An 11,817-nucleotide genomic window follows, 5' to 3' on the forward strand; every position below is an offset into this window, starting at 1 on the left:
GGCCGGCCGCGCACCGGGGCGATGGAGACGGATGCGGCGATCAAGTCCCCCTCACCCGAAAAGACCCGCAGCAACGGCGAGAAGCGCGCCAGTGTGACACCGCCGCGCCAGGACGAGGTCCAGGCGGACCGCGTGGCCGAGGAGGCCGAGCTTTCAGGGCGCGGCCGCAGGCACAGCGATCATGCGCATTCGGAGGAGCCGGCGCTACGCTCGCCAAGGCTGAAGAAGGCCAAGGCCGCGCCGGCGACCGAACGCGGTCCCGAATCGCCTGAAAGGACACCCGCGCCGAAGAGCGACAAGGACAGGCCGCAGGGAATAGAGCGGCCCGAACGGCCCGACGATCTGAAGATGATCTCCGGCGTCGGCCCGAAAATCGAGGGCATTCTCAACGATCTGGGAATTTACACCTACGCGCAGATCGCCAAGTGGAAGAAGGCGGAGCGCGAATGGGTGGATTCCTATCTGCGCTTCAAGGGTCGGATCGAGCGCGACGACTGGGTGAAACAGGCCAAGGCGCTCGCCAAGGGCGGTGCCGCCGAATACGAGCGCGTGTTCGGCAAGAAGCCGCGCTAAGGAGAGAAAGATGCTGGAAGACAAGGATCGCATCTTCACCAATATCTACGGCCGGTTCGATCGCTCGTTGAAGGGTGCCATGGCGCGTGGCCATTGGGACGGCACCAAGGCCATTCTGGACAAGGGGCGGGACTGGATCCTCAACGAGATGAAGGCCTCCGGCCTGCGTGGCCGCGGCGGCGCAGGTTTCCCGACAGGGTTGAAATGGTCCTTCATGCCGAAGGAGTCCAACGGCCGGCCGCACTATCTGGTCGTCAATGCCGACGAATCGGAGCCCGGTACCTGCAAGGATCGGGACATCATGCGCCACGACCCGCACACGCTGGTCGAGGGCTGCCTCGTCGCCGGGTTCGCCATGGGCGCGCACGCCGCCTATATCTATGTGCGCGGCGAGTTCATCCGCGAGCGCGAGGCGCTGCAGGCGGCAATTGACGAGTGTTACGAGGCGGGGCTCCTCGGCAAGGACAACAAGAACGGCTGGGATTTCGACGTTATCGTCCATCACGGCGCCGGCGCCTATATCTGCGGTGAGGAAACCGCGCTTCTGGAAAGCCTCGAGGGCAAGAAGGGTCAGCCGCGGCTCAAGCCCCCGTTCCCGGCCAATGTCGGGCTCTACGGTTGCCCGACAACCGTCAACAATGTTGAATCGATCGCGGTCGCGCCGACGATCCTGCGCCGCGGTGCCTCCTGGTTCTCCTCCTTCGGCCGCGAGAACAACGCCGGCACCAAGCTCTTCTGCATCTCCGGCCACGTGGAAAACCCGTGTACGGTCGAAGAGGAGATGTCTATTCCTTTCCGCGAGTTGATCGAGCGTCATTGCGGCGGTGTGCGCGGCGGCTGGGACAATCTGCTGGCGGTCATTCCCGGCGGCTCGTCGGTGCCGCTGGTTCCGGCCGAGCAGATCATCGACGCGCCGATGGACTTTGACAGCTTGCGTGACCTGAAGTCCGGTCTGGGCACTGCGGCGGTCATCGTCATGGACAAGTCCACCGACATCGTGAAGGCGATCGCCCGGCTCTCCTATTTCTACAAGCATGAAAGCTGCGGCCAGTGCACGCCCTGCCGCGAGGGCACGGGCTGGATGTGGCGCGTGATGGAGCGGCTCGTGCGCGGCGAGGCGCACCGCCATGAGATCGACATGCTGCTCGACGTCACCAAGCAGGTGGAGGGCCACACGATCTGCGCGCTGGGCGATGCGGCGGCCTGGCCGATCCAGGGCCTGATCCGGCATTTCCGCCCGGAGATCGAGCGGCGCATCGATGAGTTCACCCGCAATGCCCACCGCGCGGAGCCCGCGCTGGTGGCGGCGGAATAAGAAGAACCACAAAGGGTTTTGCTCGCACGAGCAAACAGTTAGCGGACGGCGATAATGGCTAAGTTGAAAGTCGACGGCACGGAGATCGAAGTTCCCGATCACTACACGCTGCTGCAGGCTGCCGAGGAGGCGGGGGCCGAGATTCCGCGCTTCTGCTTCCATGAGCGGCTGTCCGTCGCCGGCAACTGCCGCATGTGCCTGGTCGAGGTGAAGGGCGGACCGCCGAAGCCGGCCGCCTCCTGCGCCATGGGCGTGCGGGACCTGCGCCCGGGCCCCAACGGCGAGCCGCCGGAAATCTTTACCAAGACGCCGATGGTGAAGAAGGCGCGCGAGGGGGTGATGGAGTTCCTGCTCATCAACCACCCGCTCGATTGCCCCATCTGCGACCAGGGGGGCGAGTGCGACCTGCAGGACCAGGCCATGGCCTATGGCGTCGACTCCTCGCGCTTTCACGAGAACAAGCGCGCCGTCGAGGACAAGTATATCGGCCCGCTGGTCAAGACGATCATGACGCGCTGCATCCACTGCACGCGCTGCGTCCGCTTCACCACCGAGGTGGCCGGCATTTCCGAGCTCGGCGCCACGGGCCGCGGCGAGGACATGGAGATCACCACCTATCTGGAGCAGGCGATGACGTCGGAACTCCAGGGCAATGTGATCGACCTTTGCCCCGTCGGCGCCCTGACATCGAAACCTTACGCTTTTCAGGCGCGACCTTGGGAACTGACGAAAACCCAGTCCGTCGACGTGATGGACGCGGTCGGCTCGGCCATTCGCGTCGATGCGCGCGGTCGCGAGGTGATGCGCATCATGCCCATCGTCAACGAGGCGGTGAACGAGGAGTGGATCTCCGACAAGACGCGCTTCGTATGGGACGGGCTCAGGACCCAGCGTCTCGACCGGCCCTATGTGCGCAGGGGCAAACGCCTCGAGCCGGCCACCTGGCCGGAGGCTTTCGACGCGGTCAGGAAGGCGGTGGCCAAGGCCGCGCCGGAGAAGACCGGCGCGATTGCCGGTGATCTGGCCGGTGTCGAGGAGATGTATGCGCTGAAGCTGCTGATGCAGTCGCTCGGCTCTGCGAATTTCGACTGTCGGCAGGACGGCACCGCGCTCGACCCGGCGCTCGGTCGCGCAAGCTATGTCTTCAATCCGACGATCGAGGGGATCGACGAGGCCGACGCGCTGATCATCGTCGGCGCCAATCCCCGTTTCGAGGCTTCGGTGCTCAACGCCCGCATCCGCAAGCGCTGGCGCATGGGGGAGTTCCCGATCGGCGTCGTCGGCGAGGCGGTGGACCTGCGCTACGATTATGCGCATCTGGGTGCCGGTCCGGAGACGCTCGCCGAACTGGCCGGCGGCAAGGGCAGGTTCTTCTCGACGCTGAAGAAGGCGAAGCGCCCGATGGTCGTCGTCGGGCAGGGCGCGCTCGCCCGGCCCGACGGACGCGGCGTGCTGGGCCAGGCGGCGAAGCTCGCCAATGCCGTGGGCGCCGTGACGGCGGACTGGAACGGATTCGCAGTGCTGCATACGGCAGCCGCGCGTGTCGGCGGTCTCGACCTCGGCTTCGTGCCGGGCGAAGGCGGCAAGGATGTCGCTGGCATGATGGGCGCGATGGACGTGCTCTTCCTGCTGGGTGCCGACGAGATCGACATGAACGCCGTCGGCGATGCCTTCACGGTCTATATCGGTACCCATGGCGATGCCGGCGCCCACCGCGCCGACGTCATCCTGCCCGCCGCCACCTATGCGGAAAAGTCCGCCACCTATGTGAACACGGAGGGCCGCGTGCAGATGACCAACCGCGCCGGGTTCGCCCCGGGAGACGCCAAGGAGGACTGGGCGATCCTGCGCGCGCTGTCGGACGTTCTGGGCCACAAGCTGCCCTTCGATTCGCTGCCCGCGCTGCGCGCCAAGCTTTATGCGGATCATCCGCATCTCGCCGCGATCGATGCCGTCGAGGCAGGAGCGCCGGCCGATGTGCTGGAGCTTTCCAAGGTGGACGGCGAACTCGACAAGGCGCCGTTCGCCTCGCCGATCAAGGATTTCTATCTCACCAATCCGATTGCGAGGGCATCGGCCGTGATGGCCGAGTGCTCGGCCCTGGCGCGCGGTGAACTCAAACAGGCGGCCGAGTAGGGGCGATGGCGATGGAAACCTTCTTCAGCGTATATGTGCTTCCGGGCCTCGTCATCCTCCTGCAGTCGGTGGCGCTCATCGTCATCCTGCTGATCAGTGTGGCCTATCTTCTTTATGCCGACCGCAAGGTCTGGGCCGCCGTGCAGCTGCGCCGCGGACCGAACGTGGTCGGCCCCTGGGGACTCCTGCAGGCCTTTGCCGACCTTTTGAAGTTCGTCTTCAAGGAACCGGTCATTCCTTCCGGCGCCAACAAGGGCGTCTTCCTCATCGCCCCGCTCGTGGCCGCTACGCTGGCGATCGCCGCCTGGGCGGTGATCCCGGTCAATGAGGGCTGGGCGATCGCCGATATCAATGTCGGCATCCTCTATGTCTTCGCCATCGCCTCGCTGGAGGTCTATGGCGTCATCATGGCCGGCTGGGCTTCGAACTCGAAATATCCGTTCCTGGGCGCCTTGCGCTCGGCCGCGCAGATGGTCTCCTACGAGGTCTCCATCGGCTTCGTCATCGTCACCGTGCTTCTGGCCGTCGGATCGCTCAACCTGACCGACATCGTGCTTTCGCAGCGGGATGGCCTCGGCACCATGGTCGGCCTGCCGAACAGCTTCCTCGACTGGCACTGGCTGGCGCTGTTTCCGATGTTCATCATCTTCTTCGTCTCTGCACTTGCCGAGACGAACCGGCCGCCCTTCGATCTGGTGGAGGCCGAATCGGAGCTCGTGGCCGGCCACATGATCGAGTATTCCTCGACGGCCTTCCTGCTCTTCTTCCTCGGCGAGTATGTCGCCATCGTCCTGATGTGCGCGCTCACCACCATCCTCTTCCTGGGCGGGTGGCTGCCGCCATTCGACTTCGCGCCCTTCACCTGGGTGCCGGGCGTGATCTGGTTCACGCTCAAGGTGGTGGCCATGTTCTTCATGTTCGCCCTGGTGAAGTCGTTCGTGCCGCGCTACCGCTACGACCAGCTCATGCGCCTTGGCTGGAAAGTATTCCTGCCGATCTCGCTCTTCATGGTCGCGGCGACAGCGGCGTTCCTCAAGCTGACGGGTCTGGCATGACCCGTCGCATTTTCGCTGGAGAATGACCATGTCGGCTCTTGCACAGGCCGCGAAAAGCCTCCTCCTGAAGGAGTTCGTTGGTGCCGTGATCCTTTCGATGCGGCAATTCTTCGCGCCGAAATACACGGTGAACTACCCGCACGAGAAGGGGCCGATCTCACCGCGCTTCCGCGGCGAGCACGCGCTGCGCCGCTATCCCAACGGCGAGGAGCGCTGCATCGCCTGCAAGCTGTGCGAGGCGATCTGCCCGGCCCAGGCCATCACCATCGAGGCCGGTCCGCGCCGCAATGACGGCACGCGGCGCACCGTGCGCTACGACATCGACATGGTGAAGTGCATCTATTGCGGCTTCTGCCAGGAGGCCTGCCCGGTCGACGCCATCGTTGAGGGGCCCAATTTCGAGTTCGCGACGGAAACGCGCGAGGAACTTTATTACGACAAGGAAAAGCTGCTGGCCAACGGGGACCGCTGGGAACGCGAGCTGGCGCGCAACATCGAACTGGACGCACCCTATCGCTGAGGTGGCGGCGATTGCGGGAGTGGACGAGGGCGGGGCGCTCGTCTAAGAGACACGTGCCGAAAAGGCCGCCTCAAAAAGGCGGCGAAACAGACCGGACGCCAAGCGCCGGCAACGAGAAAAAGTGCCGAGGGAATAGATGCTGACAGGATTAGGGGCGATCTTCTTCTACCTCTTCGCCTTCGTTGCGGTCGCGGCGGCCTTCATGGTCATCTCCGCGCGCAACCCCGTTCATTCGGTGCTCTACCTCATCGTCACCTTCTTCAACGCCGCCGCCCTTTTTCTCCTCACCGGGGCCGAGTTCCTGGCGATGATCATGCTCATCGTCTATGTGGGTGCGGTCGCCGTGCTTTTCCTGTTCGTGGTCATGATGCTCGACGTGGACTTCGCCGAGCTGAAGCACGGTGCACTGCAATATGCGCCGATCGGCGCCCTGGTGGGCCTCATCCTGGCGGTGGAGCTGGTCGTGGTGCTGGGCGGTTACGCATTCTCGCCGGAAATCGCCGCGGAGGTGGCCAAGCCCACGCCGGACATTGCGGTGCGCCATAATACGGCGGCTCTGGGCGACATCCTCTACACGGACTACTTCTTCTTCTTCCAGGTGGCAGGCCTCATCCTGCTCGTGGCCATGGTGGGAGCGATCGTGCTCACCCTGCGCCACAAGGAGAATGTGAAGCGGCAGAACATCAGCGAGCAGGTGGCGCGGACCCCGGCGTCGGCCATCGAGGTCCGCAAGGTGGAAACGGGCGAGGGGATCTGAGGATCATGGAAATCGGCATCGCACATTATCTCACCGTCTCGGCCATCCTGTTCACGCTGGGCGTCTTCGGCATTTTCTTGAACCGCAAGAACGTCATCATCATCCTGATGTCCATCGAACTGATCCTTCTTGCGGTGAACCTGAATTTCATCGCCTTCTCCGCCGTGCTCGGCGATCTCGTCGGGCAGGTCTTCGCGCTGCTCGTGCTCACCGTGGCCGCCGCCGAAGCTGCGATCGGCCTTGCCATTCTCGTGGTTTTCTTCCGCAACCGCGGTTCCATCGCGGTGGAAGACATCAACATGATGAAGGGCTGAGAGGGGACCTTCATGTATCAAGCGATCGTTTTTCTGCCGCTTGCGGGCTTCCTGATTGCTGGGCTCTTCGGCCGGTCCATCGGTGCCAAGGGGGCCGAATGGATCACCTCCGGTTTCCTGGTGATCGCGGCCGTCCTGTCCTGGATCGCCTTCTTCACCATGGCGCTCGGCGACGGCCAGGCCTTCACCGTGCCCGTCATGCGCTTCATCTCCTCCGGCGCGCTCGACGTCGACTGGGCGCTGAGGATCGACACGCTGACGGCCGTGATGCTGGTGGTGGTCAACACCGTCTCGGCATTGGTGCACGTCTATTCGATCGGCTACATGCACCACGATCCGCACCGGCCGCGCTTCTTTGCCTACCTGTCGCTCTTCACCTTCGCCATGCTGATGCTGGTGACGTCGGACAATCTGGTGCAGATGTTCTTCGGCTGGGAAGGCGTGGGCCTGGCTTCCTACCTGCTCATCGGCTTCTGGTACAAGAAGCCGTCGGCCAATGCCGCGGCCATGAAGGCGTTCATCGTCAACCGCGTCGGTGATTTCGGCTTCATCCTCGGCATTCTTGGCGTGTTCATGCTCTTCGGGTCGATCAATCTCGATACCATCTTCGCCAACACGGCCTCCTTTATGCCGGGCGAGGGGGCAGGTGAGGCGGCCGAGCCGGTGCTCACCTTCCTCGGCTATGCGCTGATGCCGGAGGCGGCGCTCACCGTCGTCTGCCTGCTTCTCTTCCTGGGTGCCATGGGCAAGTCCGCGCAGGTGCCGCTGCACACCTGGCTGCCCGACGCCATGGAAGGCCCGACGCCCGTTTCCGCACTCATCCATGCCGCCACCATGGTGACGGCGGGCGTGTTCATGGTGGCGCGGCTTTCGCCGATCTTCGAACTCTCGGCCACCGCGCTCACGGTCGTTACCGCCGTCGGCGCCTTCACGGCCTTCTTCGCCGCCACCGTCGGCCTGGTGCAGAACGACATCAAGCGCGTTATCGCCTATTCGACCTGTTCGCAGCTCGGCTACATGTTCGTAGCGCTCGGTACCGGCTTCTACAGTGCGGCCATCTTTCACCTGTTCACACACGCCTTCTTCAAGGCGCTGCTCTTCCTCGGTTCAGGCTCGGTCATCCATGCGGTCTCCGACGAGCAGGACATGCGCAAGATGGGCGGGCTGCGCACGCTGATCCCGCAGACCTACTGGATGATGATCATCGGCACGCTGGCGCTGACGGGTGTCGGCATCCCCGGCACCATCCTCGGCACGGCCGGCTTCTTTTCCAAGGATGCCATCATCGAAGGGTCCTTCGTCGCCCACAACGCGGTCGCGCCCATCGCCTTCGTGCTGCTCGTCGTCGCGGCGGTCTTCACCAGCTTCTATTCCTGGCGTCTCATCTTCATGACGTTCCACGGCAAACCGCGCGCCTCGGCCGACGTCATGCATCATGTGCACGAGTCGCCCTTGGTGATGCTCGTGCCGCTTTTCCTCCTGGCCGCCGGTGCGCTGTTCGCGGGTGTCGTCTTCCACGAATATTTCGTCGGACACGACTACGATCACTTCTGGAAGGGCACGCTGTTCACCCTTCAGGAGAACCATATCCTCGAAGAGTTCCATCACGTTCCGCTGTGGGTGAAGCTGTCGCCCTTCGTGGCCATGCTGCTCGGGCTTGCGGTGGCGTGGCACTTCTACATCCGCTCGCCGGAGACGCCGAAGCGACTGGCGGCCCAGCACCGCGGGCTTTATGCCTTCCTTCTCAACAAGTGGTATTTCGATGAGCTCTATGACTTCCTCTTCGTCGGGCCGGCTAAGCGCGTCGGCCACTTCCTGTGGAAGAGGGGCGACGGCTGGTTCATCGACGGCTTCGGCCCGGACGGTATCTCCGCCCGCGTGATCGACGTGACCAACCGGGTCGTCAAGATGCAGACCGGATACCTCTACCACTACGCCTTCGCGATGCTGATCGGCATTGCCGCCCTCGTGACCTGGATGATGCTCGGGAGCTCGTTCTAAATGACCGACTGGCCTATTCTCTCCACGGTCACCTTCCTGCCGCTCGTCGGCGCCTTTCTCATCCTGCTGATCCGGGATGACGGGCAGGGCGCGCGCCGCAACATCCGCAACGTCGCGCTGCTGACGACCGTCTTCACATTCATCCTGTCGCTCTTCGTGTGGATCGGCTTCGACCCGTCCGTGCCCGGATTCCAGATGGTGGAGAAGCGTGAGTGGCTGGACGCCGGCATCTCCTACCACATGGGCATCGACGGCATCTCGGTGCTGTTCGTCATCCTGACGACCTTCCTGATGCCGTTCTGCATCCTGGCGAGCTGGGAGGCGATCGACAATCGCGTCAAGGAGTACATGATCGCGTTTCTGATCCTGGAAACGCTGATGATCGGCGTCTTCTGCGCCCTCGACATCGTGCTCTTCTACGTCTTCTTCGAGGCGGGCCTCATCCCGATGTTCATCATCATCGGCGTGTGGGGCGGCAAGCGGCGCGTCTATGCGAGCTTCAAATTCTTCCTCTACACGCTGCTGGGCTCCGTCCTGATGCTGCTCGCCATGATGGCCATGTTCTGGCAGGCCGGCACGACGGATATCCCAACGCTCCTCACCCACGTGTTCCCGACGCCGATGCAGTATTGGCTGTGGCTGGCCTTCTTCGCCTCCTTCGCGGTGAAGATGCCGATGTGGCCGGTGCACACCTGGCTGCCGGATGCGCACGTGGAGGCGCCGACGGCCGGTTCGGTGATCCTGGCCGGCATCCTGTTGAAGATGGGCGGCTACGGCTTCCTGCGCTTCTCGCTGCCCATGTTCCCGGTTGCCTCGATCGATCTGGCGCCGTTCGTCTTCACGCTCTCGGTGGTGGCGATCGTCTACACCTCGCTGGTGGCGCTGATGCAGGAGGACATCAAGAAGCTGATCGCCTATTCCTCCGTCGCCCATATGGGCTTCGTCACCATGGGCATTTTCGCGTTGAATGAGCAGGGCGTGCAGGGTGCGATCTTCCAGATGATCTCCCACGGCCTGGTCTCGGGCGCGCTGTTCCTGTGTGTCGGCGTCGTCTACGACCGTATGCACACACGCGACATCGCCGCCTATGGCGGGTTGGTCAACAACATGCCCAAATATGCGGTGGCCTTCATGGTTTTCACCATGGCCAATGTGGGCCTGCCCGGCACCAGCGGTTTCGTCGGCGAGTTCCTGACGCTGCTCGGCGTATTCCAGGTCAACACCTGGATCGCGTTCTTCGCCGCCACCGGCGTGATCCTGTCGGCGGCCTATGCGCTGTGGCTTTACCGGCGCGTCATCTTCGGCGCGCTCACCAAGGAGAGCCTCAAGGGCTTGTCGGACCTGTCGCTGCGCGAGAAGACCATTCTCTATCCGCTTGTCGCCCTTGTCATTTTCTTCGGCGTCTATCCGGCGCCGCTGCTCGATGCGACCGCTGTCTCGGTCGAGGCGCTGCTCAACCAGGTGAGCGTGTCGGTCGATATCGCCGAAGCCGGCGCGACATCCAATTGAACGGACGATGACTCATGACGTTTGATCTCACCTCGAGCCTGATCCTCGCCGTTCCGGAAGTGGCGCTGGCGCTGGGCGCCATGGCGCTCTTGATGATCGGCGTCTTTTCCGGCGAGCGTGCGAACACGACCGTTACCGGGCTTGCCGTCGCACTGCTCCTGGCCGCCATCGCCTGGCTCGTCATCTTCCCGAGCGAGGGGTTCGCCTTCGATGGCGCTTTCGTCAGCGATCCCTTCGCCCGGTTCATGAAGCTCCTGACCCTTATCGGCGCCGCGGTGACGCTCGTCATGTCGGTCGGTTTCGCCAAGGCCGAAAAGTTCGACAAGTTCGAGTATCCCGTTCTCATCATGCTCTCCACGCTCGGCATGATGCTGATGGTCTCGGCCAACGACATGATCTCGCTCTATCTCGGGCTGGAGTTGCAGTCGCTGGCGCTCTACGTCGTCGCCGCCATCAACCGCGACAGCGTGCGGGCGACGGAAGCGGGACTGAAATACTTCGTGCTCGGCGCACTTTCCTCGGGCATGCTTCTTTATGGCGTTTCGCTGGTCTACGGCTTCACCGGCAACACCGGATTTGACGCGATCGCGGCCGCGCTTTCGGGCGGCGAGCGGCAGCTGGGTCTCGTCTTCGGGCTCGTCTTCGTGCTCGCGGGTCTTGCTTTCAAGATTTCGGCCGTGCCGTTCCACATGTGGACGCCGGACGTCTATGAGGGGGCGCCCACGCCGGTGACGGCGTTCCTCGCCGCCGCGCCGAAGATGGCGGCGATGGCGCTGCTCGTGCGCGTGACCATGGGGGCCTTCGAGCCGGTCGCTTTCGACTGGCAGCAGATCATCGTCTTCATTTCCATCGCCTCGATGCTGCTCGGCGCCTTTGCGGCCATTGGCCAGCGCAACATCAAACGGCTGATGGCCTATTCCTCGATCGGCCACATGGGCTACGCACTGGTCGGTCTGGCCGCCAACTCGCCGGAAGGCGTGCGCGGCGTCGTCATCTACATGATGATTTATCTGGCGATGACCCTTGGCACCTTCGCCTTTATTCTTGCGATGCGCCGCAACGACACGAATGTCGAGCAGATCGACGATCTGGCGGGGCTTGCCAGCACCAACCCGATGATGGCCACCGTCATGACCATCCTCATGTTTTCGCTGGCCGGCATTCCCCCGCTCGCGGGCTTTTTCGCCAAGTGGTACGTTTTCCTGGCTGCCATCAATGCCGAGCTTTACTGGCTCGCCGTCATCGGTGTTCTGGCCTCGGTCGTGGGCGCGTACTATTATCTGCGCATCATCAAGGTGATGTGGTTCGACGAATCCGTGGGCGGCTTCCAGCCGATGGCGGGCGAACTGCGCTTCGTCCTGATGCTTTCAGGCGCGTTCGTGCTTTTCTACGTCTTCTTCGGCGGCCCCGTCGGACGCCTCGCGGAAGCCGCCGCGTCGACCTTCTTCTGATCCATGTTTGCGCTCGCGCCTTCCGCTCTTGCCGCCGGCTACCGGCTGGAGGCGCATGAAAGGGTTGGCTCGACCAATGCCCTGGCCCTGGAGAGGGCGCGCCAGGGCGATCCCGGCAGGCTCTGGGTCGTCGCCTCCCAGCAGGAAGGCGGCCGGGGGCGGCGCGGACGCCCCTGGGCCACGCCG

At 63.6% G+C, this 11,817-nt stretch carries 9 protein-coding genes and 2 pseudogenes; all 11 read left to right on the forward strand.

The window, feature by feature from the left end; translation table 11 throughout:
• Positions 1-573: pseudogene (locus ACFP9U_RS19630) on the forward strand (NADH-quinone oxidoreductase subunit E); the annotation flags it as partial.
• A 10-nt stretch (positions 574-583) separates the two neighbouring features.
• Positions 584-1,888 carry an NADH-quinone oxidoreductase subunit NuoF gene (nuoF, locus tag ACFP9U_RS19635; RefSeq protein ID WP_378624054.1) on the forward strand — a complete coding sequence of 435 codons (1,305 nt, stop codon included), beginning with the start codon at positions 584-586 and terminating at the stop codon, positions 1,886-1,888.
• A 54-nt stretch (positions 1,889-1,942) separates the two neighbouring features.
• Positions 1,943-4,024, forward strand: a complete 2,082-nt coding sequence (nuoG, locus tag ACFP9U_RS19640) for an NADH-quinone oxidoreductase subunit NuoG (RefSeq protein ID WP_378624056.1) — start codon at positions 1,943-1,945, stop codon at positions 4,022-4,024.
• An 11-nt stretch (positions 4,025-4,035) separates the two neighbouring features.
• Positions 4,036-5,079 (forward strand): NADH-quinone oxidoreductase subunit NuoH, encoded by a 1,044-nt coding sequence (gene nuoH, locus ACFP9U_RS19645; RefSeq protein WP_322450778.1) that lies wholly within the window; start codon positions 4,036-4,038, stop codon positions 5,077-5,079.
• Between the two features lie 28 nt (positions 5,080-5,107).
• A complete protein-coding gene (gene nuoI / locus ACFP9U_RS19650) occupies positions 5,108-5,599 on the forward strand; it encodes an NADH-quinone oxidoreductase subunit NuoI (RefSeq protein WP_322450779.1) in 492 nt (163 codons plus the stop codon).
• 136 nt (positions 5,600-5,735) lie between these two features.
• Positions 5,736-6,356 carry an NADH-quinone oxidoreductase subunit J gene (locus ACFP9U_RS19655; protein WP_378624057.1) on the forward strand — a complete coding sequence of 207 codons (621 nt, stop codon included), beginning with the start codon at positions 5,736-5,738 and terminating at the stop codon, positions 6,354-6,356.
• Positions 6,357-6,361: 5 nt separating this feature from the next.
• Positions 6,362-6,670, forward strand: coding sequence for an NADH-quinone oxidoreductase subunit NuoK (nuoK, locus tag ACFP9U_RS19660; RefSeq protein ID WP_378624059.1), 309 nt, complete (start codon positions 6,362-6,364; stop codon positions 6,668-6,670).
• A 12-nt stretch (positions 6,671-6,682) separates the two neighbouring features.
• Complete coding sequence (gene nuoL, locus ACFP9U_RS19665) at positions 6,683-8,671, forward strand: NADH-quinone oxidoreductase subunit L (protein WP_378624061.1); 1,989 nt, start codon at positions 6,683-6,685, stop codon at positions 8,669-8,671.
• A complete protein-coding gene (locus ACFP9U_RS19670; protein WP_378624062.1) occupies positions 8,672-10,180 on the forward strand; it encodes an NADH-quinone oxidoreductase subunit M in 1,509 nt (502 codons plus the stop codon).
• Positions 10,181-10,194: 14 nt separating this feature from the next.
• Complete coding sequence (gene nuoN, locus ACFP9U_RS19675; RefSeq protein WP_322450784.1) at positions 10,195-11,631, forward strand: NADH-quinone oxidoreductase subunit NuoN; 1,437 nt, start codon at positions 10,195-10,197, stop codon at positions 11,629-11,631.
• Positions 11,632-11,634: 3 nt separating this feature from the next.
• Positions 11,635-11,817 (forward strand): annotated as a pseudogene (locus tag ACFP9U_RS19680) (biotin--[acetyl-CoA-carboxylase] ligase); the annotation flags it as partial.

The sequence above is a fragment of the Nitratireductor sp. GCM10026969 genome (assembly GCF_042660605.1).
Taxonomy (GTDB): Bacteria; Pseudomonadota; Alphaproteobacteria; order Rhizobiales; family Rhizobiaceae; genus Chelativorans.

What these genes read in the sequence shown, in the direction of transcription:
- nuoF (WP_378624054.1), top strand. Translation starts at nt 584, where the DNA reads ATGCTGGAAGACAAGGATCGCATCTTCACCAATATCTACGGCCGGTTC.
- nuoG (WP_378624056.1), top strand. Translation starts at nt 1,943, where the DNA reads ATGGCTAAGTTGAAAGTCGACGGCACGGAGATCGAAGTTCCCGATCAC.
- nuoH (WP_322450778.1), top strand. Translation starts at nt 4,036, where the DNA reads ATGGAAACCTTCTTCAGCGTATATGTGCTTCCGGGCCTCGTCATCCTC.
- nuoI (WP_322450779.1), top strand. Translation starts at nt 5,108, where the DNA reads ATGTCGGCTCTTGCACAGGCCGCGAAAAGCCTCCTCCTGAAGGAGTTC.
- ACFP9U_RS19655 (WP_378624057.1), top strand. Translation starts at nt 5,736, where the DNA reads ATGCTGACAGGATTAGGGGCGATCTTCTTCTACCTCTTCGCCTTCGTT.
- nuoK (WP_378624059.1), top strand. Translation starts at nt 6,362, where the DNA reads ATGGAAATCGGCATCGCACATTATCTCACCGTCTCGGCCATCCTGTTC.
- nuoL (WP_378624061.1), top strand. Translation starts at nt 6,683, where the DNA reads ATGTATCAAGCGATCGTTTTTCTGCCGCTTGCGGGCTTCCTGATTGCT.
- ACFP9U_RS19670 (WP_378624062.1), top strand. Translation starts at nt 8,672, where the DNA reads ATGACCGACTGGCCTATTCTCTCCACGGTCACCTTCCTGCCGCTCGTC.
- nuoN (WP_322450784.1), top strand. Translation starts at nt 10,195, where the DNA reads ATGACGTTTGATCTCACCTCGAGCCTGATCCTCGCCGTTCCGGAAGTG.